This is a genomic window from Moorena sp. SIO4G3 (genome assembly GCF_010692305.1).
Classification (GTDB): domain Bacteria; phylum Cyanobacteriota; class Cyanobacteriia; order Cyanobacteriales; family Coleofasciculaceae; genus Moorena; species Moorena producens_A.
The window spans coordinates 1-26,916 of record NZ_JAAHIG010000098.1 but is presented as its reverse complement, the minus strand read 5'-3'; the positions used below and the strand labels follow the sequence as shown (position 1 = coordinate 26,916).

Annotated in this window: 21 protein-coding genes and 1 pseudogene; 10 read left to right on the top strand and 12 right to left on the bottom strand. The window is 45.4% G+C overall.

The annotated features are described in order from the left end of the window. The 5 genes and pseudogenes from F6J99_RS18635 to F6J99_RS18615 form a co-directional block, all read right to left on the bottom strand. Positions 1-444, bottom strand: a pseudogene (locus F6J99_RS18635) (hypothetical protein); the annotation flags it as partial. Between the two features lie 383 nt (positions 445-827). Next, entirely contained in the window at positions 828-1,127 is a 300-nt protein-coding gene (locus tag F6J99_RS18630; RefSeq protein ID WP_070393954.1) for a hypothetical protein, read from the bottom strand. A gap of 348 nt (positions 1,128-1,475) precedes the next feature. Beyond that, positions 1,476-2,069, bottom strand: coding sequence for a DUF3177 family protein (locus tag F6J99_RS18625; protein ID WP_075901428.1), 594 nt, complete (start codon positions 2,067-2,069; stop codon positions 1,476-1,478). A gap of 185 nt (positions 2,070-2,254) precedes the next feature. Then, the gene (locus tag F6J99_RS18620) at positions 2,255-2,479 is read right to left on the bottom strand and encodes a Calvin cycle protein CP12 (RefSeq protein WP_070393952.1); all 225 of its coding nucleotides are present in this window, start codon (positions 2,477-2,479) and stop codon (positions 2,255-2,257) included. Between the two features lie 135 nt (positions 2,480-2,614). Next, positions 2,615-2,743, bottom strand: a complete 129-nt coding sequence (locus F6J99_RS18615) for a hypothetical protein (RefSeq protein WP_293114192.1) — start codon at positions 2,741-2,743, stop codon at positions 2,615-2,617. Between the two features lie 883 nt (positions 2,744-3,626). On the opposite strand from F6J99_RS18615, the gene F6J99_RS18610 reads away from it, so the two are divergent. Next, positions 3,627-4,895: an FIST N-terminal domain-containing protein gene (locus F6J99_RS18610; protein ID WP_293114191.1), complete on the top strand. Its 1,269-nt coding sequence runs from the start codon at positions 3,627-3,629 to the stop codon at positions 4,893-4,895. A gap of 256 nt (positions 4,896-5,151) precedes the next feature. Here F6J99_RS18610 and hisD read toward each other — a convergent pair whose 3' ends face one another. Then, positions 5,152-6,477 carry a histidinol dehydrogenase gene (gene hisD, locus F6J99_RS18605; protein ID WP_293114190.1) on the bottom strand — a complete coding sequence of 442 codons (1,326 nt, stop codon included), beginning with the start codon at positions 6,475-6,477 and terminating at the stop codon, positions 5,152-5,154. Between the two features lie 261 nt (positions 6,478-6,738). Between hisD and rpsT the strand changes: the two genes are divergently transcribed. The 6 genes from rpsT to F6J99_RS18575 all read left to right on the top strand — a co-directional run bounded on the left by rpsT (position 6,739) and on the right by F6J99_RS18575 (position 19,252). Next, entirely contained in the window at positions 6,739-7,062 is a 324-nt protein-coding gene (gene rpsT, locus F6J99_RS18600) for a 30S ribosomal protein S20 (protein WP_075901420.1), read from the top strand. A 105-nt stretch (positions 7,063-7,167) separates the two neighbouring features. After that, entirely contained in the window at positions 7,168-7,980 is an 813-nt protein-coding gene (locus tag F6J99_RS18595; protein WP_293114189.1) for a TatD family hydrolase, read from the top strand. Positions 7,981-9,017: 1,037 nt separating this feature from the next. Next, complete coding sequence (gene rpoB, locus F6J99_RS18590) at positions 9,018-12,407, top strand: DNA-directed RNA polymerase subunit beta (protein ID WP_293114188.1); 3,390 nt, start codon at positions 9,018-9,020, stop codon at positions 12,405-12,407. A gap of 46 nt (positions 12,408-12,453) precedes the next feature. Next, positions 12,454-14,331, top strand: a complete 1,878-nt coding sequence (locus tag F6J99_RS18585) for a DNA-directed RNA polymerase subunit gamma (protein WP_293114187.1) — start codon at positions 12,454-12,456, stop codon at positions 14,329-14,331. Between the two features lie 200 nt (positions 14,332-14,531). Further along, the gene (locus F6J99_RS18580; RefSeq protein ID WP_293114186.1) at positions 14,532-18,485 is read left to right on the top strand and encodes a DNA-directed RNA polymerase subunit beta'; all 3,954 of its coding nucleotides are present in this window, start codon (positions 14,532-14,534) and stop codon (positions 18,483-18,485) included. A gap of 344 nt (positions 18,486-18,829) precedes the next feature. Continuing rightward, positions 18,830-19,252 carry a hypothetical protein gene (locus F6J99_RS18575; protein WP_293114185.1) on the top strand — a complete coding sequence of 141 codons (423 nt, stop codon included), beginning with the start codon at positions 18,830-18,832 and terminating at the stop codon, positions 19,250-19,252. 279 nt (positions 19,253-19,531) lie between these two features. Here the strand turns inward: F6J99_RS18575 and F6J99_RS18570 are convergent, their stop codons facing one another. The 4 genes from F6J99_RS18570 to F6J99_RS18555 form a co-directional block, all read right to left on the bottom strand. Then, positions 19,532-19,741, bottom strand: a complete 210-nt coding sequence (locus F6J99_RS18570; RefSeq protein WP_293114184.1) for a hypothetical protein — start codon at positions 19,739-19,741, stop codon at positions 19,532-19,534. Between the two features lie 59 nt (positions 19,742-19,800). Further along, positions 19,801-20,025, bottom strand: a complete 225-nt coding sequence (locus F6J99_RS18565) for a hypothetical protein (protein WP_293114183.1) — start codon at positions 20,023-20,025, stop codon at positions 19,801-19,803. Further along, positions 19,997-21,217, bottom strand: coding sequence for a transposase (locus F6J99_RS18560; protein WP_293114182.1), 1,221 nt, complete (start codon positions 21,215-21,217; stop codon positions 19,997-19,999). Before F6J99_RS18560 ends, F6J99_RS18565 begins: the two co-directional genes overlap by 29 nt. Positions 21,218-21,484: 267 nt before the next feature. Beyond that, positions 21,485-21,805, bottom strand: coding sequence for a hypothetical protein (locus F6J99_RS18555; protein ID WP_293114181.1), 321 nt, complete (start codon positions 21,803-21,805; stop codon positions 21,485-21,487). 447 nt (positions 21,806-22,252) lie between these two features. Here F6J99_RS18555 and F6J99_RS18550 point away from each other — a divergent pair, with 447 nt between their 5' ends. Both F6J99_RS18550 and F6J99_RS18545 read left to right on the top strand, forming a co-directional pair. Further along, positions 22,253-23,665 carry an NB-ARC domain-containing protein gene (locus F6J99_RS18550; protein ID WP_293114180.1) on the top strand — a complete coding sequence of 471 codons (1,413 nt, stop codon included), beginning with the start codon at positions 22,253-22,255 and terminating at the stop codon, positions 23,663-23,665. A gap of 42 nt (positions 23,666-23,707) precedes the next feature. Then, complete coding sequence (locus tag F6J99_RS18545) at positions 23,708-23,836, top strand: hypothetical protein (RefSeq protein WP_293068001.1); 129 nt, start codon at positions 23,708-23,710, stop codon at positions 23,834-23,836. Here F6J99_RS18545 and F6J99_RS18540 read toward each other — a convergent pair. After that, positions 23,814-24,749 (bottom strand): methylenetetrahydrofolate reductase, encoded by a 936-nt coding sequence (locus F6J99_RS18540; protein ID WP_293114179.1) that lies wholly within the window; start codon positions 24,747-24,749, stop codon positions 23,814-23,816. The genes F6J99_RS18545 and F6J99_RS18540 overlap by 23 nt on opposite strands. A 32-nt stretch (positions 24,750-24,781) precedes the next feature. Beyond that, a complete protein-coding gene (trpS, locus tag F6J99_RS18535) occupies positions 24,782-25,792 on the bottom strand; it encodes a tryptophan--tRNA ligase (RefSeq protein ID WP_293114178.1) in 1,011 nt (336 codons plus the stop codon). 408 nt (positions 25,793-26,200) lie between these two features. Here trpS and psb28 point away from each other — a divergent pair, with 408 nt between their 5' ends. Next, entirely contained in the window at positions 26,201-26,539 is a 339-nt protein-coding gene (gene psb28 / locus F6J99_RS18530; protein WP_293114177.1) for a photosystem II reaction center protein Psb28, read from the top strand. The last annotated feature ends 377 nt before the right edge of the window (positions 26,540-26,916 follow it).

The following is a 26,916-nucleotide window of genomic DNA, read 5'->3' as shown; positions in this document are numbered from 1 at the left end:
GGGGAACGGAGAAGGAGGGGCCGACCACGCCCTCTCTGCAGATCGAAGTGGTTGTGGCCAGGTCACCGGGCCGACAATCAGACCGCGAACGGTCCGAAGCGTCAGCACGGGACGGAGCCATAAACCTGCTGTAGTCAGCCCCTTAGCTAAAGCTGTGGCCAACATATCACTAGAATTGCGCGAATCCTGCCCCAAAATCACCGGTCCTGGCACAGCTGAGTATTCCTGTAACACAAGACCAGCCCAGAAACCCACTTGTAAAGCCAAATCTTCACTTAGCAATGTTCCTGCTCGTCCCCGAATGCCATCGGTGCCGAATAATGGGGTTGTCGGTAGAGTTAGGGGTTGCCAAGGTAACCTGACATTGGGGGAGTTAATTGGCTGATTCTCCGATGAGAATTCAGCACTATTCCATCCCTGGATACGGACAGGGGATGTAACCATAATTTCTATTTCCTCACATTACACACTCACTGTGGAGAATAACACTTTATTTTGCTTTGGTAGATATCCATCAATACATCCAACCCATGTTTGTAAACAAATATATCCTTGTGATCAGATTATGATCCAAGTACATTCAGATTATGATCCAAGTACATTTAGCCCTGTTAGCGCTTTGACCAGACTTTATCAAAGATTTACTAAACCATTGACTAACTAGATCAAAGTAGATTTAGCCCTGTTAGGCTTCTGGCAAGACTTTATCAAAATTGACTAACTAGATCCAAATACACTTAGCTCCCAAGGGCCTTCGGGCAAAACTTTACCAAAATTTACGTTCCTCCCTAGGAACTTAGCAGCCACCACCTGGCAAAGATGGTCAATTAAACACCAGCATTCTCCAACAACTGTTCCATAGTTTCCAAACTCAGTCCTTGCTGAAGATAACGAGGAGACTGTGGATTATAGGGAGCAGCCACTCGATCTATGCTAATGATCTTTGCCTGTGCTGGTAAGACCGCTACATCTGGGTCAAAGGATGTCGGGCGCATTAAAGAACTGGAAAAACCTTTAAAAATAGCAATTTGATCCTGTTCACCAGCTATCTGTGCGGTAACGATCAATACCTCTTTTGGGCATTTGATGGTGTATTGTTCTAGACGCCTACCAATGGAATCCATCATCTGTGAGTTTTCAGTTGTGAGTTTTTAGTTGTGGCGTTGCCTATTAAGCACCTAAACAAAATTAATTTCCTACTACGAATCTCTGTAACCCTTACAGCGTAAGGCTTTGAATTTTGCAAAATGTGTAATTAATTTTGTGCACCTGCTTAGCAGGATAGGATGGTCAGTCGAGCTTTCTCGTAGTGGTAGTGACCATTAAATCTGATCAGCGCGGTTTGCCTGTAGGATAAGTAGAATTCCGAATCCGTTAATCAACCTCCTTTGAACCAAGACTCCCCCGGCATAAGCGCCGTGGGGAGTCTCAAAGAAGATGCTACCGCCCTAAAAAATCCATTGCCAAAATCCATGTCATGGTTCAATAGCTGATCGTCCTTGTTTGCCGAGACGAAACAGAACGAAATAGCTTAAGTAAAGGACATAGAAGAATAATCCCACCATTCCCATAAAACCCAAAAATCCAGGGGTATAACCAGCATGGAAATACTGTTTGAATAACAAAGGCGGCTCCCTCAACACCTGACAAAATCCAGATGTGATTGCTCCTGGGACAAAGGCACAACGTAGAAATGGAATGCTGGCGATTGTCCCCAGAGTACAGTAAATAGTCATAGCCCAACGCCAAGATGTCAATGCTAGCTTCAAGGGAGTAGGTGGTCTATCATCAATCTCCTCATTCAAGTCAATCCAAAACCACAGGGAGATCGGGATTAAAATACGGGAGCTCAAAGCAGACACATAAGCAATCGGCCAACCGACAATCAACAAGTAAACTGTAATCGCTAGGATACTGGAAACACGCCAATAGATAATCAACAGTCGTACCATCGCATCTGCTTTCTGGAAAAATGCCCAAATTAGCAGCATCAAGGGGATAAATACTGTGAACAGAACTGCCAAACGGTAGTCCATCCAAACCAGTAATTGAATAATTTCATCTTGCATTGCTTGTTGCCGAAATGACCTTGATCTATGTTATTGCACCAATGCCCATACTGGAAATCTAGAAACAAAGCCAAGGAAAGCATCAGGCCAGTAACGCCACCAAAAAGGGTAGCACGAGCAAATCCTAATCGGGGATTTACTCCTGCTACCCTTATGCAGAGTATTTGGCAGAACAATCCTAGAGTCTAGTCATCATATACCCGGCACTCAGCTGCGTCAGGATTATCATCACAGTACTGCTCAAGGGAGTTTTTGGGATTGGCATTTTGCCGCTTATGGGAAGCCTCTGCTTGTAGTTCTTCTACTGTATCCCAAGCTACTGCACATTCGTCTGAAGTCGCCCCTTCAGCATCACAAACGGCTCTAGCTTGTTCACGCTCTTGGTCTATTTTCTCTTGTAATTCGCTCATCTGTCTTTCGCTTTTATAATTTGATGATGTCTATTTTTATTTTGCTGATAGGATGGGTAGTAGTCACCAACCGCGCTTAGCAAAATAGTTAACGATAGGAGGCTTAATAACTAGTAATTTCGTTGAAAAGACGACCTAGTTGCTTAGGTTTTGTGCAACTCCTATCAGGGGTAAGGTTTGCCGGAGTTTGTCCCGCTTCCGGGAACGGCAGCGATGCAGCGCGGTCTTGGGGAGGCAGCGCCGACCTGGGGGGGTTCCCCCCATGAGCGACTGCCGTGGTTTCCCCCACTCGCGGTTTGCATGGCTGACAATGTTGTAAAGGCTGGTTGGGCTAGCAGCACATGTTTCCCTCACCTTAACTACTAGCGACAGAGCTACGAACTGGCGGTCATTCATAGGTGTCGTGACCATTACAACGATCGGACCAGTGTCCATTACCTGCATCTTAGCTAGGAAATTCCGGATTAACCAGAAATTACCAGGGAATAAACTAAGAGCGCTACTTTAATTAGCTACTTTAATTAGCTACTTTAATTTCTTAGGTTAAAGCAAAAGACCTGCTTTAACACAAATTTGTTCTTTATTTTTTAAGGTTTTCCCAATTACCCTTTACACCCTAGTAGCTTATACCACTTCTATAACTCTTGACCCATTCCCCTTTGACTCGATCGATCTTGACATAGCTAACTTAGTAGTGTAATTGGGGTAGTGTGGTTGGGGTGGAATTTACCTTTAGCCCTTACCCTTCTTGCTATGGCTGACTTGAGGAAGGACTTCAAGTTAGAGGAAAGGCGAATTTAAGGGAAGCTGTCTGATTTACCGACTATATTACGAATTGTTACCCTTAAATTGCAGTAGAGCGGATGGCTAATATAGCAATAACTATTCATACGTTAGGCAGATATGGACAGATTTCATCAGGCGCGCCTTAAGAAAAACAGTTTATAACCCCCCTAACGCGCTTCTTTTGATAACTACTAACTTAGATTAAGTTATATTAAATTTAGTGTACCACAATAAATCCTCTGCTCAGTATCAGGTAAGGCTTAGTGGAAGTCTGCGGTAATTCACCGTTATCATAAAACCTTGAGGAGTGCCCAATCCCCTCAATAGGGAATGGTATCGGGAGTGAAATAGGTAGATATAGATGGCTAATGTGATCAAGTGGGCAAATGCTCTATCAACCCGTGCATCATTAGAAGCGGCAGTGGCCGAAGTGGCAGACTGCCTTGAGAAGTCTTTGCCTTCAAAAGCAGATTTGGGTCTGGTGTTCATCTCATCTGCCTATGCCAGTGAGTATCCTCGCCTCATCCCCCTGCTCCAGGAACGATTATCTTTACCCGTGCTGATTGGTTGTGGTGGAAGTGGCATCATTGGGATGAACACCAATGGGTTACCTGTGGAAGTTGAGGGAGGACCAGCCCTAAGCCTCAGCCTAGCCTGTTTGCCTGATGTTAGTGTCAAGAGCTTTCATATCCCTGGAGACGCCTTGCCAGATTTGGATAGTCCTCCTGATGCTTGGGTGGACTTGATTGGAATTTCCCCCCAAGAGCAACCCCAGTTTATTTTATTCTCTGACACCTTGTCCTCTAAAATTAACGATTTGCTCCAAGGGTTGGATTATGCTTATCCAGGGTCAGTCAAGGTAGGAGGACAGGCTAGTGGTAGCTCTATGATGGTTAAGAATGGCTTGTTTTGCCTGAAAGACCAGAACCAAGTGGCAAAGTCTCTCTACCATGAAGGAACTGTGGGGGTTGCTCTAAGCGGCAATATTCTATTAGAAACCATTGTTGCTCAAGGCTGTCGTCCTATCGGTGAGACCTATCAGGTGACTAAAGCAGACCAGAATATCCTGCTGGAATTGACAGCCCTCGATCAAGGCAAGATCACCAACAGTGAGCCAGCATCCCATCCCCCATTAATGGTGTTGCGCGAGTTAATCCAAAGTATGGATGAGGCAGACCGTAAACTGGCACAACATTCACTCTTTGTCGGAGTTGCCCGAGATGAGTTTAAACAACAGCTCGGTCAGGGAGACTTTCTGATTCGCAATCTGTTAGGTGTGGATCCGAGGATTGGTGCGATCGCTATTGCTGATCGGATTCGACCCGGTCAACGTATTCAGTTCCACCTCAGAGATGCTCAGACTTCAGAGGAAGACTTGGCACTCCTTCTTGAGGACTATCAAAAGCAAACTAACAGCACTCCAGCTGCTGGTGCTTTGATGTTTTCCTGTCTGGGGCGAGGAGAAGGGCTTTACGGTAAACCTAATTTTGATTCCCAACTATTCCACCGTTATCTCAAGGATATTCAGCTGGCGGGCTTCTTCTGTAACGGGGAAATTGGGCCAGTAGGCAGTAGTACGTTTTTGCACGGTTTCACGTCAGTTTTTGGGATTTGCCGTGCGAAAGAGTAACAATTGTAACAATTATGGCTTAATCACAAAAACAGAACAGAATGAAGAATGAATAATTAAGAATGAATAATTAAGAATGAATAATTAAGAATTAAGAATGGATAAATTCTCAATTCTCAATTCTAAATTCTCAATTCTAAATTCCAAATTCTCAATTCTAAATTCTCAATTCTAAATTCTCAATTCTAAATTCTCAATTCTGGGGAATCAGTAACTACCTGACTACTGACAGAGCATTAACTAGAGTGTTTTTCTCTTATTGTTCTACTCCCTTTGACCCCCCAGCATCAAGCTGAGTTCGTAAGCGCACAGATTGAGCATGAGATGGTAGACCTTCTGCTTCAGCAAGAGTCTCAATAGCACCAGCCACTTTATGGAGGGCTCTGTCTGAATACTGAATCAAACTGGAGTGCTTCATAAAGGTTTCCACACCTAGGGCAGAAGCATAACGAGCAGCACCTGAAGTTGGTAGGGTGTGATTGGGTCCAGCCAAGTAATCACCTACTGCTTCAGGGGTTGAGTTACCCAGGAAAATTGCCCCAGCGTGGTGGATATAGTCTAGTAAGTCCCAAGGTTGGGTAATTTCTAGTTCTAAGTGTTCTGGAGCAAACTCATCAGACAGTTGTGCTGCCACTTCCAAAGAATCAACAACAACGATTAGACCATAGTGAGCGATCGCTTTTTCTGTCAACAGGCGTCGTGGATGGTCTTTTAGTTGCTGCTGCACTTGCCCCTGCACTTGTTTGGCTAAATTAGCATCAGTGGTCAGGAGAATCGCTGCTGCCATTGGGTCATGTTCTGCCTGAGCCAATAGATCGACAGCCACATGAACTGGATTAGCTTCCTCATCCGCAATAATTAATACCTCAGAAGGACCAGCCAGGGAGTCAATCCCTACAATACCGTAAACCAGTTTCTTGGCCAGGGTTACGTAAATGTTACCCGGACCGCTAATCACATCCACGTTGGGAATGGTTTCGGTCCCAAAGGCTAAGGCTGCAATTGCTTGGGCTCCACCTACCCGGTAAATCTCATGAATACCAGCTTCCTGAGCAGCCACAAGCACAGCCGGATTAATGCTTTGATCAGGTCTTGGTGGGGTGACCATTATAATTTGGTTAACCTGAGCTACCTTGGCTGGGATAGCATTCATTAACACAGTACTGGGATAGGAGGCCCTACCTCCTGGAACATATAGTCCAGCCTTATCTACAGCAGTGTAGCGCTTCCCTAAAACCACATCATCTTCACCAAATTGCACCCAGGATTTGGGAACTCGTTGTCGATGAAATGCCTCGATTTGTCTGGCGGCTAATTGAATCGCATCCAGTAATTCTTTGGAGACCTGTTGGTAAGCCGCATCTAGTTCCGAACCGCTAACTCGCAGTTGTTCTCGACTCAATCTCAGCTGATCAAATTCCTCAGTGTAGTGCAGGAGCGCTACGTCTCCTTGGCGCTTCACTGCCTGTAAAACTTCCCTTACAGTTGCCTCTTTGTTCAGCATTTGGTCAGAAGCCGTGCGATCGCGGATACGTCGCAGTTCAGTTTGTGCCTCAGCCTGCTCAGTTATGATTCGCAGCATGGAGTCGGAGTGCCCATCACGCTAGTGTTGCTCGTCCTAGACCAGGTTTATACACTTATCCTGATCAAAGGTGTCTATATTTCCTGGACTTACTTTAAGAATATAGCTTAAAGAGGGTGATGATTGGGTTACGCTATGGGTGTTGATACTAGTTTACTATGATATATGGTATTATGTTATTTCTGGTATCATACCATTTTCTACTGGACGTAACTCCTAAACTCAATTAAGTTAAGTTAACTAAGTTAAGTAAACACTGCTGTGGCTAATAACAAGTCTGCCCTCAAACGCATAAATATAGCCGAACGGAACCGAGTTCGGAATAAAGCCTACAAATCAGCGGTGAAAACGCTGACGAAGAACTATTGTGCTGCCTTAGAAGAGTACGAACGCCAACCAAGTCCGGAGACCTTGGCAGAAGTTAAACTTCGAATGTCAGAAGCATACAGCAAAATTGACAAGGCTGTCAAGCGTAAGGTACTTCATCGTAATAATGGCGCTCGGAAAAAAGCAAGTCTTGCCAAAAAGCTCAAAGCTATAGAGGCTCAACTTAACGCTAGTGTGACCGAATCACCTGCTGTATGATCAGATTCCCAGGCCTCACCTGGCGGAGCGCTAAGTGGTGATTAGTTGAGCAAAAACCGCTGTAAATTAAACTAAAACTAGATAAATAGATTAAAAACTGTATTGATGCAGTTGATTGATACCCACGTCCATATCAACTTCGATGTCTTTGAGTCGGAGTTAGACCAATTGCGGCAGCGATGGCTTGAAGCTGGTGTGGTTCGTCTAGTTCACTCTTGCGTAGAACCGTCTGAGTTTACAGGCATCCAAGCTCTAGCAGAGCGATTTCCCGAACTATCCTTTGCGGTAGGCTTGCACCCCTTAGATACCGAAAAATGGACTTCCGAAACGGAAAATCAGATTTTGACCCTAGCGCGCTCTGATGCTAGGGTCGTAGCTATTGGAGAAACGGGTTTGGATTTCTATAAAGCAAAGAACCAACAACACCAAATAGAAGTGTTCAAAGCCCAACTAGGGATTGCCCACCAACTCGGCTTGCCACTGATTATCCACTGCCGTGACGCTGCTGCAGAAATGAGGGGCATACTGCAAGAATTTTGGCAAAGTACCGGATCAATAAGAGGCGTGATGCACTGTTGGGGAGGTAATCCTCAACAGACACAGTGGTTTTTGGATTTGGGATTTTACATAAGCTTCAGTGGCATTGTGACCTTTAAGAATGCCACTCAGGTAAAAGAATCAGCCACCATGGTACCTAGCGATCGCCTACTCATCGAAACGGATTGTCCGTTCCTTGCACCAGTACCCAAGCGAGGTAAACGAAATGAACCAGCCTATGTCCGCTATGTAGGCGAGTGCGTTGCCCAATTACGAGGGATATCTCTAGAAGAGTTGGCTGCTCAGACAACCCAAAATGCCTGTCAGCTTTTTGGTCTTAGCCTATCAACAGCAACTGCTGGGAAAATAGGGATTGGGTAAATCTCAACCAGACCTGAAAGGGCAAAACCTAAAGGTGGGTTCTTGATAATCTCAACTCCCCTACTCTGCTATGGTTCAGTAGAAAGAGAATTATGGGCGCTTGCTTACTGTGAACACCTGCTGTCAGCACCTGCTGTCAACATCTACATCTATAAGAGGAAATAACAGGAAATAATCCGACTCTTTGAATAGTACTTTTGGGAGAGGCTTACCGAAGGAGGGTTGACAAAAGGGCAATCAAATGCTACCCTAATTAGTCTGATGAATATAACTAATCCAACAATAAGCCCCACAACGGTTTGAGTCTCCAGCTAAGCAAACCCTAAGCACAACCCATGTGTACGGTAGGGCATATCGACGGTGACACGTGTAAAAACCACAACTAACACCGGGAGCGATAAATCTGGAAAGCGCCGTGGGCTCTACGGTGTCTGCCTGTGGACGGGGTGCTGCCGACAGTCCCGAAACAAGCAGGAAATAAACAGGATTAACTAGCATGAGCTAGGTTCGTATCAGTTTTATGGAGCAGCAGCAAGTACTCCAAGTCCAGTATAGTGTTTTGGTTGTTTTCCTGATGCCAGAGTTTCTGTCAATCTAGTAATAGAAATGGTTTAAAATCCCACGGATGGATGCGCGAGAACTGGAAGATTAAAGGCACTCTAAGCCATTTGAGTCAACACTATGAACATCCTATACCTAGAGTAGGGTTACCTAAAGTCGCAGATGTTCAGCTTAAGAATTCCAGGTTTACGTTATCTGTGGGAATGTCAATTCTAAAAGTTTATCTAGTATCTATTAGCTCGAACCCAAGTTTTAGAGCTAATTCGTAAAGTAAATCTTAAGAAGTATGAAAGCCTTGCTATGATTGTCTTTTAGCTATTAAATAGTTCAATTGTTCTATTTTTACGCAAGCCTTATCCTACAAGGATTAGTGCGAGTTTACGAATCAGCTCTTAAGCAACTGTTCAAGTACAAGTACTGCCTTGGGAAGGGAATCAAAATCGGCGCTGACTTAAAAAGAGTGAAGAACAGACCCCATGACTAATCCGACTTACACAACAGCTACCTATATGTTGCCAGACTTAGTTGAAATTCAGCGTGCTAGCTTTCGCTGGTTCTTGGAGGAGGGGCTAATTGAAGAACTCAATAGCTTCTCGCCGATTACCGACTACACTGGCAAAATGGAGCTGCACTTCTTGGGTGAAAACTACAGGCTGAAGTGTCCTAAATATGATGTGGATGAAGCCAAGCGGCGAGACAGTACCTATGCCGTACAAATGTACGTTCATACCCGCCTGATTAATAAAGAAACCGGCGAGATCAAAGAACAAGAAGTCTTCATCGGTGATTTGCCTCTGATGACAGACCGAGGCACATTTATCATTAACGGTGCTGAGCGAGTCATTGTTAACCAAATTGTTCGCTCTCCTGGAGTTTACTACAAGTCGGAAACTGATAAAAACGGACGTCGTACCTACTCAGCCTCGCTGATTCCCAACCGGGGTGCTTGGTTGAAGTTTGAAACTGATAAAAATAACTTAGTTTGGGTGCGCATCGACAAAACCCGTAAACTCTCTGCACAAGTGCTTTTAAAAGCTTTGGGGCTTGGTGATAGTGAAATTATAGATGCTATGCGCCACCCAGACTACTATCAAAAAACCCTTGACAAAGAAGGGAACCCCAGTGAAGAAGAAGCCCTGCTGGAGCTGTACCGCAAGCTGCGTCCTGGGGAACCTCCCACTGTTAGTGGTGGTCAGCAGTTATTGGAATCCCGTTTCTTTGACCAGAAGCGTTATGACCTAGGTCGGGTCGGTCGCTACAAAATCAATAAAAAACTACGGCTGAATATTCCTGACACGGTAAGGGTATTGACCCCCCAAGACATACTCGGGGCAATAGATTACCTAATCAACCTGGAATTTGACATTGGTAGCACAGACGATATTGACCACCTAGGGAATCGCCGAGTGCGCTCTGTTGGTGAACTGCTGCAAAACCAAGTGCGGGTGGGACTCAATCGCCTAGAGCGGATTATTCGAGAACGGATGACCGTTTCAGAATCCGATACCCTTACCCCAGCATCATTGGTAAACCCCAAACCCCTAGTAGCAGCGATTAAAGAATTTTTTGGCTCCTCTCAGCTGTCCCAGTTTATGGACCAGACCAATCCATTAGCTGAATTGACCCATAAACGGCGTCTGTCTGCCCTAGGTCCTGGGGGGTTAACTCGCGAACGGGCAGGTTTTGCAGTGCGGGATATTCATCCATCTCACTATGGCAGAATTTGCCCCATTGAAACTCCAGAAGGTCCCAATGCAGGTCTGATTGGCTCCTTGGCAACCCACGCTCGGGTTAACAATTATGGTTTTATTGAAACTCCTTCTTACCCAGTAGAAAATGGGCGAGTCCTAAAAGACCGACCGCCCTTGTACATGACCGCAGATGAAGAAGATGACCTGAGGGTAGCACCAGGAGATATTGCCTTAGATGAGGAAGGTTACATCCTGGGAGAGTCTGTACCAGTCCGATATCGACAAGAATTCACCACCACCACCCCTGACCAAGTGGACTATGTGGCGGTATCACCAGTGCAAATTATCTCCGTTGCCACCTCTCTAATTCCCTTCTTAGAACATGATGATGCCAACCGAGCTCTGATGGGCTCAAATATGCAGCGGCAAGCTGTGCCATTGCTTCGACCTGAGCGCCCCTTAGTGGGAACAGGATTGGAAGCCCAGGCCGCTCGGGACTCTGGTATGGTCGTGGTTGCTGCCAGTGATGGTGAGGTGGTGTATGTCGATGCCAACACAATTCGGTTACAGCCTTATCAAACCACCATCAAAGAAACCCCAGCCCTGCCAGGGGAAAAGGGCAATGAAAATGAGTTAGAATTCCCTATCCCTATCCAACCAAAAGAAACCCCAGCAATTATTGAATACTCCCTCCAAAAGTACCAGCGCTCTAACCAAGATACCTGCTTGAATCAACGGCCCTTGGTGTATGTAGGAGATGAAGTGGTGGCAGGTCAGGTCCTGGCAGATGGCTCGGCTACGGAAGGGGGTGAAATCGCCCTGGGACAAAATATTCTAGTAGCTTATATGCCTTGGGAAGGCTATAACTACGAAGATGCCATCTTGGTTAGTGAACGGCTAGTTTACGATGATGTCTACACAAGTATTCACGTTGAAAAGTATGAAATAGAAGCCCGACAGACTAAACTAGGTCCGGAAGAAATAACCCGAGAAATTCCCAATGTGGGGGAAGATGCCCTGCGTCAGTTAGATGAAACCGGGATCATTCGCATTGGAGCCTGGGTAGAAGCTGGGGATATCTTGGTGGGGAAAGTTACTCCCAAGGGGGAATCAGACCAGCCACCAGAAGAAAAACTCTTGCGAGCTATATTTGGAGAAAAAGCGAGGGATGTACGGGACAATTCTCTACGAGTGCCCAATGGTGAAAAAGGGCGTGTGGTAGATGTGCGGGTATTTACCAGAGAGCAAGGGGATGAACTGCCACCGGGAGCCAACATGGTAGTGCGTGTATATGTGGCTCAGAAACGGAAAATCCAGGTTGGTGACAAAATGGCAGGTCGTCACGGCAATAAGGGAATTATTTCCCGGATTTTGCCCATCGAAGATATGCCCTACCTGCCGGATGGTACACCTGTAGATATTGTACTCAACCCCCTGGGAGTACCCAGTCGCATGAATGTGGGTCAGGTATTTGAATGTCTATTAGGATGGGCTGGGGAACACCTGAATGCCCGATTTAAGCTTACTCCCTTCGACGAAATGTACGGCGCAGAAGCATCCCGCCTCACAGTCCATAACAAGCTTAAAGAAGCCAGTGATCAACCTGGTAAAGATTGGGTATTTAATCCCGAGCATGCTGGAAAAATTACTGTATACGATGGTCGTACCGGAGAAGCCTTTGACCAACCAGTCACAGTGGGGCAAGCCTATATGCTCAAGCTCGTCCACTTGGTAGACGATAAAATTCACGCTCGCTCCACCGGACCGTACTCCCTAGTCACCCAGCAACCCTTGGGGGGTAAAGCCCAACAAGGTGGTCAGCGGTTTGGGGAAATGGAAGTCTGGGCATTAGAAGCATTTGGAGCATCTTACACCCTCCAAGAATTGCTCACTGTCAAATCAGACGATATGCAAGGGCGCAATGAAGCTCTCAATGCCATTGTGAAAGGAAAAGCTATTCCCAGACCTGGTACTCCCGAATCCTTCAAGGTACTGATGCGAGAACTCCAATCCTTAGGACTCGACATAGCTGTTCACAAAGTGGAAACCACAGAAGATGGTAGTAGCAATGATATGGAAGTGGATTTAATGACCGATTCAGAACGCCATCGCACACCACGCTCACCAACTTATGAATCCCTCAACCAGGAAGAGTTGGAAGAAGAACAAGCCTAAAAGGTGGGTCTATAGGAGTGTCTGTGAATAGGGAAATGACAAAATTATGAAAAGCCAAATAGAACAGCGGTTTGACTACGTAAAAATTGGTATTGCCTCTCCTGAGAGAATTCGTCAATGGGGAGAAAGGACTCTTCCCAACGGTCAAATGGTCGGTGAAGTGACTAAGCCAGAAACCATTAACTATCGCACCCTCAAACCAGAGATGGATGGGCTGTTCTGTGAGCGCATCTTTGGTCCAGCTAAAGACTGGGAATGCCATTGTGGTAAGTACAAGCGGGTGCGCCACCGAGGTATTGTCTGTGAACGCTGTGGTGTGGAAGTGACCGAGTCCCGGGTCAGGCGTCACCGTATGGGATACATTAAATTAGCCGCACCAGTGGCTCACGTCTGGTATCTCAAAGGCATTCCTAGCTACCTCAGTATTTTGCTTGATATGCCCCTGCGGGATGTAGAACAGATTGTCTACTTCAACGCCTACGTAGTACTAAACCCAGGTAATGCGGAAAACCTTAGCTATAAACAGCTACTCACCGAAGACCAATGGCTGGAAATTGAGGAGCAGCTCTATAGCGAAGACTCAGACCTATCTGGGGTAGACGTGGGGATTGGGGCTGAGGCTCTGCAACGACTCCTACAGGATTTGGATTTAGACGCGATCGCAGAAAAGCTGCGAGAAGAAATTGCCGCTTCTAAAGGTCAAAAGCGAGCTAAGCTCATCAAACGGTTGCGGGTGATTGATAACTTTATTGGCACCGGGGCTCAGCCAGATTGGATGGTGCTCAGTGTTATCCCTGTCATTCCCCCCGACCTGCGACCGATGGTGCAACTAGATGGGGGTCGCTTTGCTACCTCTGACTTGAATGACCTCTATCGACGAGTGATCAACCGCAACAATCGACTAGCCCGGTTGCAGGAAATTCTGGCACCAGAAATTATTGTCCGCAATGAAAAGCGGATGCTTCAGGAAGCTGTGGATGCCCTGATTGACAATGGCAGGCGAGGACGAACGGTGGTAGGGGCAAACAATCGACCCCTGAAGTCCCTCTCTGACATTATCGAAGGTAAACAGGGTCGCTTCCGGCAAAACCTGCTAGGAAAACGGGTGGATTACTCCGGACGGTCAGTGATTGTAGTCGGCCCAAAGCTGCATATCCACCAGTGTGGTTTGCCCAGAGAGATGGCGATTGAGCTGTTTCAACCTTTTGTGATTCACCGCCTGATTCGTCAGGGTTTGGTGAATAACATCAAAGCAGCTAAAAAACTGATTCAACGGGGAGATCCCACTGTGTGGGATGTACTCGAAGAAGTGATTGCAGGTCACCCGGTGATGCTAAATCGAGCCCCAACTCTACACCGACTAGGAATTCAAGCCTTTGAACCTATTTTGGTAGAAGGTCGTGCCATTCAACTGCACCCCTTAGTCTGTCCAGCCTTTAATGCTGACTTTGATGGCGACCAGATGGCAGTACATGTGCCTCTATCCCTAGAATCCCAAGCAGAGGCTAGGTTGTTAATGCTGGCATCGAACAATATTCTCTCACCAGCAACAGGTCGCCCCATTATAGCACCGAGTCAAGATATGGTCTTGGGATGCTATTATCTAACCGCCAAAAATCCCAATGCAACCAAAGGAGCAGGTCGTTACTTTGCTAACCTCGACGATGCAATCAAAGCCTACGAACAAAAGCAAGTACACCTGCATGCCTATATTTGGGTGCGCTATGACGGCATAGTTGACACAGACGAACCAGATACGAAGATGATTTCTGAAGAATCTTCACCCGATGGTATGGTGACCAAAGTCTACAACAACCGGCGAGTGAGGGAAACAGCCAATGGTGAACTTATTTCCCAGTACATCCGCACCACCGCAGGTCGGATCATCTACAACAAAACTATTCAAGAAGCCCTATGGGGCTAGGTAAAAGGTAAGCATTTAGCATTTAGAATGCGTGAATTTAGAATTTAGAATGCGTGAATTTAGAATGTGTGAATTAGGAAATTTAAGATAATTTAGAATGCGCGAAATCATGATTTTAAAGTCTTAGTTCTTAATTCTAAATTCTAAATTCTTAATTCTAAATTCTTAATTCTTAATTAGTCATCCCCTTCAAAAGCATCATGGCAGATAAAAAAGCTCAAAAAGACTTGATTTTTTATAACCGGATTGTTGATAAAGGTCGGTTAAAAAAGCTGATATCTTGGGCGTATACCAAATACGGCAGTGCCCGCACAGCCCAAATGGCCGATAAACTCAAAGATCTGGGGTTTCGCTATGCTACCCAGGCAGGGGTTTCTATCAGTGTAGATGACCTGCAAGTGCCACCAGCTAAACGCCAAATGTTAGATGAGGCGGAAGCTATGATTCGTGCCACAGAAGGCCGGTTCACTAGGGGTGAAATTACTGAAGTTGAACGGTTTCAAAAAGTTATCGATACCTGGAACGGAACCTCTGAGGCTCTCAAAGATGAGGTGGTCCGTAACTTCAAAGACACAAACCCCCTCAATTCAGTGTACATGATGGCTTTTTCCGGAGCACGGGGTAACTTGTCTCAGGTGCGGCAATTGGTAGGTATGCGGGGTCTGATGGCTAATCCCCAAGGTGAAATTATTGACCTACCGATTAAGACTAACTTCCGGGAAGGCTTAACGGTAACCGAATACATTATCTCATCCTACGGAGCCCGCAAAGGCTTGGTGGATACTGCCCTAAGAACGGCTGACTCTGGTTACCTCACCCGTCGTCTGGTGGATGTTTCCCAGGACGTGATTGTACGAGACCTTGATTGTGGCACCAGTAGGGGCATCAAAATCACACCCATGACCGATGGCGATCGCGTTTTAATTCCCCTAGCGGATAAGCTCTTAGGTCGAATTGTAGCAGAGGAATTGGTTCATCCAAAAACCGGGGAAGTAATTGCTAAACAAAACCAAGATGTATCTGATGAACTAGCCAAAGAGATTGAATCGTCTGGTATTAAAGAGGTAATGGTGCGATCGCCTCTAACCTGTGAAGCCCAGCGGTCAGTTTGCCAGAGATGCTATGGTTGGAGCTTAGCTCATGGGCACATGGTGGATTTGGGCGAAGCGGTGGGGATTATTGCTGCCCAGTCTATTGGGGAACCAGGAACTCAGTTGACTATGCGGACCTTCCACACGGGGGGTGTGTTTACCGGGGAAGTGGCACGGCAGCTCTCTGCTCCCATGAAGGGTGTCGTAAACTTTGGCAAAGGCCTACGTACCCGCCAAGTTAGGACTCGCCACGGTGACGACCGTCAACAAGTGGAAGTAGCTGGGGATCTGATTTTGCAACCCACCAATGGCTCTGGCAAAACCTTTCCTTTAACAGCAGGTTCCTTGGTCTTAGTCAGTGATGGGCAAACAGTCAGCAAGGGTGATCTCTTAGCAGAAGTAGCCCTGAGTAAAAGCCGTCCTTCCACAGAAAAAGCGGCTAAGGATGTGGCATCGGACTTAGCCGGGGAAGTGCTATTTGCAGACTTAGTCCCTGAGGAAAAAACAGATCGACAGGGTAATACAACTCGGATTGCCCAACGTAGCGGTTTACTCTGGATTTTATCTGGGGACGTCTATAACCTACCCCCTGGTGCCGAACCAGTGGTGAAAAATGGGGATAGTGTAGAGATTGGGACAGTGCTGGCGGAAACTAAATTAGTCACACTTAACGGTGGTGTGGTGCGACTGACCCCAGGCAAAAGAGAAATTGACATTATTACAGCTTCCGTCCGCTTGGATCAATCACAGGTGAGAATGGAAAGCACGGGGGGTCGGGAACAATATGTGATTCACACCGCCAATAATCAGCACTTTTCCCTGAAGGCAACCCCTGGCACAAAGGTAGTCAACCACCAGGTGGTGGCGGAACTGATTGATGACCAATACTACACTAAAACCGGTGGCATTATTAAATATGCTGGTGTAGAGGTGGCTAAACGGGGTAAAGCCAAGCAAGGTTACGAAGTTACCAAAGGCGGTACCTTACTCTGGATTCCGGAAGAATGCCATGAGGTCAACAAGGATATTTCCTTGCTGCTTGTGGAAGACGGTCAATATGTGGAAGCAGGCACAGAAGTGGTTAAGGATATCTTCTGTCAGTCCTCCGGTGTGGTGGAAGTTGTCCAAAAAAATGACATCCTCCGGGAAATTGTGGTTAAGCCTGGAGAATTTCATCTGGTGGAAAACCTACCAGAGACCATGACTAGTGAGGGTCAGCTAATCTATCCCGGCTCGGAGGATTTGCCAGGGATAACGGTAGACAACCTGTGTTATGGAGAAGCAGTTGACACACCTGATGGTATGGGACTGTTGCTGCGGCCAGTAACGGAGTTTGCTGTACCAGATGAGCCAGCGGTTCCCTCTCAGGCGTCCATTAATACCCAAAACAATTCCAACGAAGCTACCCAAGGAACCCAGATTGAATTGCGAGCCATCCAACGCATTCCCTATAAGGATGGAGAACGGGTCAAGTCTGTAGATGGGGTGGAATTACTCCGCACCCAGTTGGTATTGGAAATGAGCAACCCCGATGGTAGCAATGACCATACTAGTAGTTCATCCCAGCTGAGTGCTGACATTGAGTTAGTTGCTACTGAGGAGGAGGAAGCCTCTGAGGATATGCGATTACAACTGGTGATCCTGGAGTCGTTGGTGCTTCGCCGGGATACCAATGCAGATCCGTTAGGGGGCAATACCAAAACCCGGGTTTTAGTCAAAGATGGGGACGAAATTCCTCCAGGTGCGGTAGTGGCTCGAACAGAAATTCAGTGCAAGGAAGCTGGTGAAATCCGGGGGATTCAAGAAGGATTGGAAGCCATTCGCCGAGTACTGGTGGTCAGGGATGCTGACCGAGTGACAATGCCGATTACCTCTCCTGCCACAGTCAAAGTAGGGGATTTGGTCGTTGGTACCAACACTTTAGCTGAAGGGACACCTGCTCAAGAATCAGGTCAGGTGGTAATGGTAAGTGATGATGCCGTTATCCTGCGACTGGCTCGTCCATACCGAGTTTCTGCGGGGGCAATTTTGCAAATTGACAAGGGAGATTTGGTGCAGCGGGGTGATAACCTGGTGCTACTGGTGTTTGAACGAGCCAAGACAGGGGATATTATCCAAGGTTTGCCCAGGATTGAAGAACTACTAGAAGCTCGCAAACCCAAAGAAGCCTGTATCTTGGCCAGACGTCCTGGAGAAGCCCAGGTGATTTATGAAGAAGGCGAAACCGTTGATATCAAGGTAATTGAATCAGACGGAGTCGTGACCGATTACCCGATTTCCCCTGGGCAAAATGCTATTGTTTCCGATGGTCAGCAAGTCGGTACCGCTGAACCCATCACCGATGGCCCAGCCAATCCCCATGAAATTTTAGAGATTTTCTTCAACTACTGTCTCGAAAAGAGAGGTGTCTACGAAGCGGCTTTAAAGGGATTGCAACAAGCACAGGCATTTTTGGTAAATGAAGTGCAGTCGGTGTATCAGTCTCAAGGAATTGATATTGCTGATAAGCATATTGAGGTGATTGTTCGTCAGATGACCTCTAAAGTCAGGGTAGACGATGGTGGTGATACCACTATGCTACCAGGAGAACTTGTGGAGTTACGGCAGATTGAGACAGTCAATGAAGCTATGGCGATCACTGGTGGTGCTCCAGCTCAGTATACACCGGTACTACTGGGAATTACCAAAGCATCCCTTAATACGGATTCATTTATCTCTGCTGCTAGCTTCCAAGAAACTACTCGTGTGCTGACAGAAGCAGCAATCGAAGGTAAATCTGACTGGCTCAGGGGTCTGAAGGAGAATGTCATCATTGGACGTCTGATTCCCGCAGGGACTGGCTTTAATGCTTACCAAGAGAGCAATCTTGGTAGTCCAGAACCAGAATTCGACCATGGGAATAGCATGGTCTATGGCTATGGTGAACCCACCGATAGTCCTGAATTACCGCAAGACAACCTTCTTGATGATAATACCGCCCGTGCTTACAGCTTAGATGAGCAGAGTGATTTGGCTGCTGATCCTAGCAACTTAGACCTCTTGAATGGAAATTTTCCAGAATAAGATTGAACTTACCCCTGGATAAATCCTGGTGAAAACAAGGGCGTCTGAATCACAAGCTTTTTAAATGCTTATGATCAGACGCCTTTACAGTATGATTCAGTATGATTAAGTCCGATCTTTGATAATATCCTACGGTTTGGTTCCGATTAAAACACCAAAGGCCAATCTTGACCAGGCTTCAAGCTAGCTGTATGCTTACCACTGGATGCAGTCGCTCATCGGGTTTCAACAGGGCTTAACAAGGTGCGGAGGCAAGCCTGGGCACACAGCACCCAATGATTTATAATACACCGGGGCTGGACTAACGTAGTGTGATCTGAAAACAAAAATAAGGGGTTATAAACATGGCAACTGTCAGCAAAAGTGAAAAACTCAAGGAAATACAGGAAGCCTATAAAAAAAGTAATAATTCGATGGCTTATGAGTTGTGTAGAGTATTTGAACAGGTCTGGCAAGTTGCTCCCGATGAATCAGCCTTAGCAATTGCCAATAAAATTATGTCGAAAGATATATCTTATTTTATGTTTGTGTTTGATTTGGACACGGAGGAAGGTTATCGTGAAACTATCAAACAGGCTAGCAAGGAATCCTATGGGAGTCGTAGAGAATGGCGTCAAAAATTAGAAGACTTAGAAGGTAAAAAACAGCTGGAAGCAGAAGAAGAGGAAGTTAAGGAAAATTTGTTAAAGTTACTAAGTGATTCTAGCGCTGATACTGATAGCAAGATCAGAGAAAATTTATTAGAGATAGTAAAAGCTTGTCTTTGATGAAACTAGACCAATTCACCACCCTAGCCATAGCCTTGGGTTTGCACTGCCCACCAAACGATTAATCACAATAGTCCAAGATCTCAGGTTGATGTAGGGTGGGCAGTGCAGCAAACCGATTCACCAAGCTGGCCATAGCCTTGGGTTTGCACTGCCCACCAAACGATTAATCACAATGCTCCGAGATCTCAGTTGAACGGAGAGGAAAAACAGGGGAAAGACAAGCCAGATCAAAGAGATTTTAACTAGTCAGTTGTTTCCGAGACGGTGTACTAGTCGTTATACAAAGATCAGATCCCCTTGGCTATAGCCATCAGGAACTATAGCAATAATGTCAAACCTCAAACTAGCCGGGATCGGAACAAGCTTCAAACTATCCGCTACGCTCATACCTCCAGCAATATTATTAGCAATCGGTTCCACTGAACCAATATTTGTCAAATCAGAAGGAGACAAGCCTGGAGTGATAGCAATAAAGTTTTTTAACAAGACATAGTTGCTGCCTTTGTGGAGTTGAATTGTATCTATACCAGATTCGAACTTCTCAATTAGAGCAAAGTCATTGAGACCATCAGTTCCTCCCCCCCGACATAGTAAGGATTGTTCTTATCTCCAATCACGAATGTATCATTACCAGCTCCTCGGTTTAACCTATCAGTTTCATTCATACCTGGATTGTTACTGGTGGGATCTACACCTATGAGGGTGTCATTACCAGAGCCGTGACGTACTCCCGACGTTGCCCTAACGGGACAACGCGGGCTTCTTGCCAACACCACCTAACGGTTCGGTTACTCGGCAAGCTTTACTAGTGACGGGACGTCCCACCGCCAAATTCAATATATTCATCGCCGCATTCACATCCCGATCCGCTGTGAACCCACAGTGAGGACAAGAGTGGATGCGGTCTTTCAATTCTTTAGGGACTTTTTTTCCACAGTTAGAACAGTTTTGACTTGTGTTCCGAGGATTAACTGCCTTCGTTAACAACCCAGCATTTTCGGCTTTGGTTGCAAGAATAGACAAGAATTGTCCCCACCCAGCGTCAAGAACTGATTTGGCAAGTTTAGTCCTAGCCAGTCCTTTAATATTTAACTTTTCATGAGCAACCAGATCGTGGTCACCTAGTAACTCTTTCGCTGTTTTGAAATGAAAATCTTTTCGAGTGTCCGCTACTTTTTTATAAGCTTTGCCTAATTTGCTGACCGCCTTTTTTCTATTGTTGCTACCTTTTTTCGATCTACTTACAGCTTTCTGGATTTTCTTTAGTCGTTTCTGAGCCTTTCGATAACAATGAGGAATTGGTACCTCTGAGCCATCAGACTTGACCAGAAAAGATTTGAGACCCATATCTATACCGATTGGATTGGACACACTGTCTATTGGGATGACTTCCGGAACAGTGTCATCCTGGAGCGACAAAGTAACGTAATATCCGTCGGCCTTACGGGTTATGGTAGCCGTTTTGATCTTGAACCCTTCTGGAATTGATCGATGATAGATCATTTTAACCTTTCCAAATTTTGGAAGAGTTAAAACGTTGCCATTTATTGGGTTCTTAGACAAGGAAGGGAAAGTAAAGGACTTGTATCTGTTTTTTTCCTTAAATCGAGGTTTTCCGCTTTTCTTTCCGTTGGCATCTCCTTTCAGGAATCGCTTGAAAGCTAGATCAACTCTTTTGACGCAGTCTTGTAACACGTGAGCATGAATATCACTGTACCAAGGTCTGTCTTTCTTGAGTTGAGGTAGAGTTCTTTTTTGTGAAAAGTAGTCAGGATTATTCCTTAACTCCGGTAGGTGACAAACAATTGGACATGAATTGACAGAGCAGCGATTCTGTTCAAACCAATTAAACCTATCTGCTAACAAGAAATTGTATTGATGGCGTAACATGTCCAGCCATTTATCTATTTTTGCTGCTTGCGACTTTGTTAGTCTCAATCGGTATTGATATGCAGATCTCATACTCGTCCTCTTGTTTATCGACCTATTTCTAATGTAGCATATGGGTATTCATTTGACAACCCAAAACCGAAAAACATGAAAGATAAAAAATTGATAATCAGAGTAACTGAATTTGAGAAACGACAATTAAAGCAGGAGGCCGACAATAGAGGGATGACCCCTTCCGAATTAGTCAGGAGCTTTATAGCTCGTCTCCCTGTCCCCCAGGATTCTTAATTGGTGATTACGTTTCACTACATCACCGGGCTATCCTTCCCGACGCTGACCCTATCGGGTACAGCGCGGGGCTGCCGCCTCTAGCTCAAATATAAAGTCATTACCTAAGCCGCCAATCACAATGTCGTTACCTGAGCCGCCAGACAGAAAGTCATTACCTGAGCCACCTAACACAGAGTCTAGGAAGGGGATGATTGAGCTCAGCGATGGTTTTGTCGTCTTGCCTAACAGCATTAGCGTGATTTGCGCGGTCTTGGGGAGGCAGCGCCGCCAAAGGGGGTTCCCCCCATGAGCGACTGCATCAAGACAGGGAGCAGACCTATTTGTGAACACCATCAAGCTCTCAATCATCCCTTGGCTTACGACTGCCATTAGAAAAGCGATCGCTTTTGTGAAACCTCAACTAAACAGGATTAGCCAGTGATTAGCCTTGAGTGTTAGCACTGATTTTGATCCCCTTTGCTGTCAAGCGTTGCCTCAGTCATGACTTCCAGATGTAAATTTTTGTAAAAATCCGCATAATTTCCTGACCTTGACCTGATAGTTACTAGGATGGTTTAGTTGTAAACTTTTGTAAAGAAATTAGCGATGCAGCGCGGTCTTGGGGGTTCCCCCCATGAGCGACTGCATCAAGACATGGAATTTGCTGGATTCCCTGTTGAGTCTTTGATACGATTTACAGCCCTTGTAAGTTTTCGATGGTGCTCATCAAACCAGGTCCCTTGGTAATACACATTTACTTTGCATCGGCTGATTGGTTGCAATGTGATTGACTGTTAACTGTAAACAGTTGACTGTCAACGATAAACTGTAACCTTGATGTTTAAGCCACAGTCTGTAAGGGTTTACAAGTTTTATCTCAAGGAAGGCAAGCAAATGGGGCAGGGTGCGTTTTATCCAGAAGATGAACTGTTTTTAGAAGCAGTAAAGCTCTGGGATTTAGACAATTTATATATAGATATTGGCGAGCAAAAACAGAGGGAAACCCAGAATAAAACTACACTTACACCAGTCGAAAAAGTGTACTTGAGAGGATTGCTTTCTGGCTACTCCCCAAAAAAAATAGCTGAGACTCTCCATCGGAGCTCTAACTCAATCGCTGTTGCTCTGACTAGGGGATTGTATCGATATGTCGAAGCACTAACTAACCGAGAATCGAATAGCCTTAGTAACTGGAAAGACGTCCCTAAGTGGCTAGAAGTTGCAGGATACAAAATGCCTCAGTACCACCACGATTGGGGGGAAGCACCAGAAATTTCTGCTTTCTATGGACGCACTAATCAACTCAATCAACTCCAACAATGGATTAGTAAAAACAAATACTCACTAGTAGCCATTTTGGGTATAGGAGGGATTGGTAAAACCACTCTGGCTGTCAAACTTGCAAACAACCTTAAGGGAGAATTTGAATATATCATTTGGCGTAATCTGCGCCATGCTCCACCCCTTAAGCAACTGCTAGTAGAGCTGATTCTATTCCTATCTCACCACCAATCATTAAACTTACCAGAAGATATCAACGCTCTTATTTCTACCTTGATAAAATCTTTACAAGAGCATCGGTGTCTGATCGTACTGGATGACGCAGAACAGATTTTAAATCCTGGCGCTATAGCTGGATACTATCAAGCCAAGTATCAGGATTATGGTCAGCTATTGAGACGAGTAGCACAGGAAAAACACCAAAGTGCTTTGCTCCTGATCAGTTGGGAAAAATTTTTACAACTAGAGTTACTGCAGCAAAAAAATAACACTACTGCTTCCTTAACTCTCAAGGGTTTACCTACAGAAGAAGCTGAAAAAATCTTAGTAGATAACGGGTTGTTTGGAAATACGGAAGAATGGAAAACCTTGATTACCCGTTATCGAGGCAATCCCTTAGCCTTAAATTTAGTAGCGACAACAATTGAAAAATACTTTAATGGCAGTGTCTCGAAATTTTTAAGCTTGAATGAGGTATTTGTTCCCGAGCCAATGAGGTTAATTTTAATTGCACAGTTGAATCGGTTAGATCAGTCAGAAAGAGAAGTGATCAAGTATCTAGCAACAAGTACCACCCCCGTTTCCCGGGAACAATTGCGCCAGGATATTACCATTAGCTCGGATTCAAAACTAATCAATGTTTTACAATCCCTCCAGAGGCGTTCACTGATTGAGACATTCACAGACATTAGTCAAACTTTTTTCACCCTATCCCCTGTAGTTAGTTCGGTAATTTTTAGTATTAGTTAAAAGGAGAAAAGGTAACAGGGAAGAGGGAGGAGTGTGGGAAGTGTGGGTAGATTAGGCAGGGTGGGAATAGAAGAAGGTATATTTACCCTATTCCCTATTCCCTATTCCCTATTCCCTGGTCGCAGCGCTATAACAATTTATCTGAAATTTACTTACAAACAAAGTCATTAACGGGAGAGGATTTCTGCAATGGCGAAATGCCAGCCAAATCCAAAATCTGGGGAATCAAGTCTTCTCGGCGGACTGCCATCATGTGAACACCCTGGCACAGTTGCTGTGCGAGCTTAACTTGCTCAGCAGCAATTTTTATCCCTTCTTGTAACTGATTATCTGCTGCTGCTAGCCGATCAATAATCTCGTCAGGGATATTAACACCTGGAACTTTTTTATTAATAAAGTTAGCATTTTTAGCGGATTTGAGCAAAAATATCCCTGCTAAAATTGGCTTATTAGTACCAGCCGCAATCTGATCCATAAACTTCTCTAGGCGATCAAAATCGCAAATGAGCTGGCTTTGGAAAAACTCTGCTCCCGCCTCCAGTTTCTTTTCAAACCGACTTTGTAAGCCTGACCAACTCTTGAGCTGGGGGTCTACTGCTGCACCAGTAAATAAATCAGTTGCTTGATCAGTAAGGGGCTTATCATTGAAATCAACCCCTTGATTTAGCTTAGTAATTAGTTGCAATAGGCGTACTGATTCCAAATCAAATACACTTTTAGCATCAGGATGATCACCTGCTTTGACTGGATCACCAGTTAGGGCGAGAATATTACCGATACCTAAAGCGTTAATACCCATCAAGTCAGCTTGCAAAGCGATCCGGTTGCGATCGCGACAAGCTACCTGACAAATTGGTTCAATTCCCTGCTGGCGTAAAATCACCGAGGCTGCCCAAGACGACATCCGCATGACTGCCCTAGAGCCATCAGTGATATTGATAGCATGGACTCTATCTTTGAGGGTTTGAGCCATTTTGACCATGTGAGCTGGGTTACCCCCCTTGGGGGGTGCCACTTCTGCAGTAATCAAAAATTCACCGGACTCAACGGCAGTGCGAAACGAATTCTTAGTGGGGTTAGTCATTTATGGTTATTGTATTTACTTATCTCCAGGAATTAGGTTACAGCAATGAACCCTAATGCAGTTTTCACCCTGGACAAGGTCTGGTTTGCGATCGCTTCCGCTTTTTGTCGCCCCTCTCGCAACACGCCCTCAAGATAGCCCTGCTCTGACCTAACATCGTGATACTTCTGTTGAATCGGCTTGAGTGCTTCAATTGTTACTTCTGTCAGTAAGGGCTTGAATTTACCCCAACCCATATCCCGACATATTGTCGCCACCTCTTCCTTCGTTTTCCCAGAAAGTAGGGTATACAACGTTAGTAGATTATCACATTCCGGGCGTTCTGGGTCATCAAACCATAAGCCTCTAGTTGGGTCAGTTTTACAGCGCTTGATTTTCTTTTGGATCTCCTCAGGAGAGTCAAGCACGTTAATCCTGCTCAACTCGGATGGATCAGACTTAGACATTTTGCGCCTGCCATCAGTGAGACTCATGACACGAGCACCCGTTTGCCGGATCATAGGCTCTGGCAACTTTAGCACAAGTTTCTCCTGACTGCCAAACTTGTCATTAACTCGGATAGCGATATTACGAGTCAGTTCGATGTGTTGCTTTTGGTCCTCTCCCACTGGAACTTTATCGGCATCATAAAGTAGAATATCTGCTGCCATCAATACCGGGTAGTCCAGTAAGCCAGTACTGACATTTTCCCCTTGTTTAACCGCTTTTTCCTTGAACTGGATCATTCGCTCTAGCCAGTTGAGAGGGGTAATGCAGTTGAGCAGCCAAGCTAGTTCACTGTGGGCAGGGATATGGGATTGTACGAAGATGGTAGAGTATTCTAAATCAATCCCGCAGGCTAAGTAGAGGGCAGCAATGCTTAAGGTATCTTCTGCTAGAGTGGCTGGGTTATGGGGTACAGTAATAGCGTGTAAATCCACTACACAAAATAGATTATCGTACTGACTTTGACCTTCGACCCAGTTGCGGATAGCTCCGAGATAGTTACCCAGGTGAAGATTGCCAGTTGGTTGAACTCCAGATAGAACGCGCTGTTTACCCATGTATGATCGAGTGATTGCTTAAATCGGTTTGCCGAAACGGTATCAGTGTAATCCAATTTTCCCACTGCTTAGGCTAAAGTTGGATTATTTTAGTCATTCCTATGGTAAGCATTCAGCTATCAGCTATCAGCTATCAGCTTTGGGTCTGTGGCCACGCTACACCGAACAGTTTATGCCCATAGCACACGCTACTCGCCCAGCGTGCGCGTAGCGCAATCGGTGCTTTTGAATAAAATAAGCTGACCGCTGACCGCTGACGGCTGAATGCTTACTTGCTATGGAGCTAACCTAGGGAAACCTTCAGCCATCAGTTCAGCCATCAGTTAAAATTTTTTGCCATTTATGGCAGCTTGGATGAGAAGATAGTGGTGTAAAGATTCTTAATATTTTCTTAATCGGACTTATAGTATGGCTGAAATTCAGTTCTCTAGAGGCATCAAAGAAGAAGTTGTCGCCGACGTACGTATAACTCGCTCTAAAACTGGTCAGACTGGCACTGCAACCTTTTATTTTCAAAAGCCTCAAGCTATCGATAAAGACTTTAAGGAAGATATCACCGGAATGTACATGGTTGATGAAGAAGGTGAGATTTCTACCAGTAATGTTAATGGCAAATTTGTTAATGGTGAACCAATGGCTATAGAAGCAACTTACATAATGAAATCTCGAGAGCAGTGGGATCGTTTCATTCGTTTTATGGAACGGTATAGTGAAGAAAATGGACTTACTAAATCCAAACAGGATTAAGCTGAGTCTTTAGTGCTGGGTACTAATCTCTGGTTTACAGGGTCCGGTTTACGGATCTGCTCCAGGCTGAAAGCCCCGTGTTTTTAAACCGGGGATGAAAGCCAGGTAGCGACTAAAGTCGCCTAGATGCAATTTTACTAAAAGGGTTGACACTTTTATAGCGCTAGGGTATCATTTAGATATGGGTACAGGCTGAAAATCCGAGGCACAACCGGGAGAGAAACCCGCAATTGTTTGACCTTAAAGAAGAGTGCGGCTCGTTCTAAGTAGGAGCCTCCTGAGATAGGAGGGGTATGACTTAGGGGAATCGCGGGAAAAACCCGAATTTCTAACTGTTTAACGGATGGTGGTGAAAGTCCACCCCATTAAGAGATATG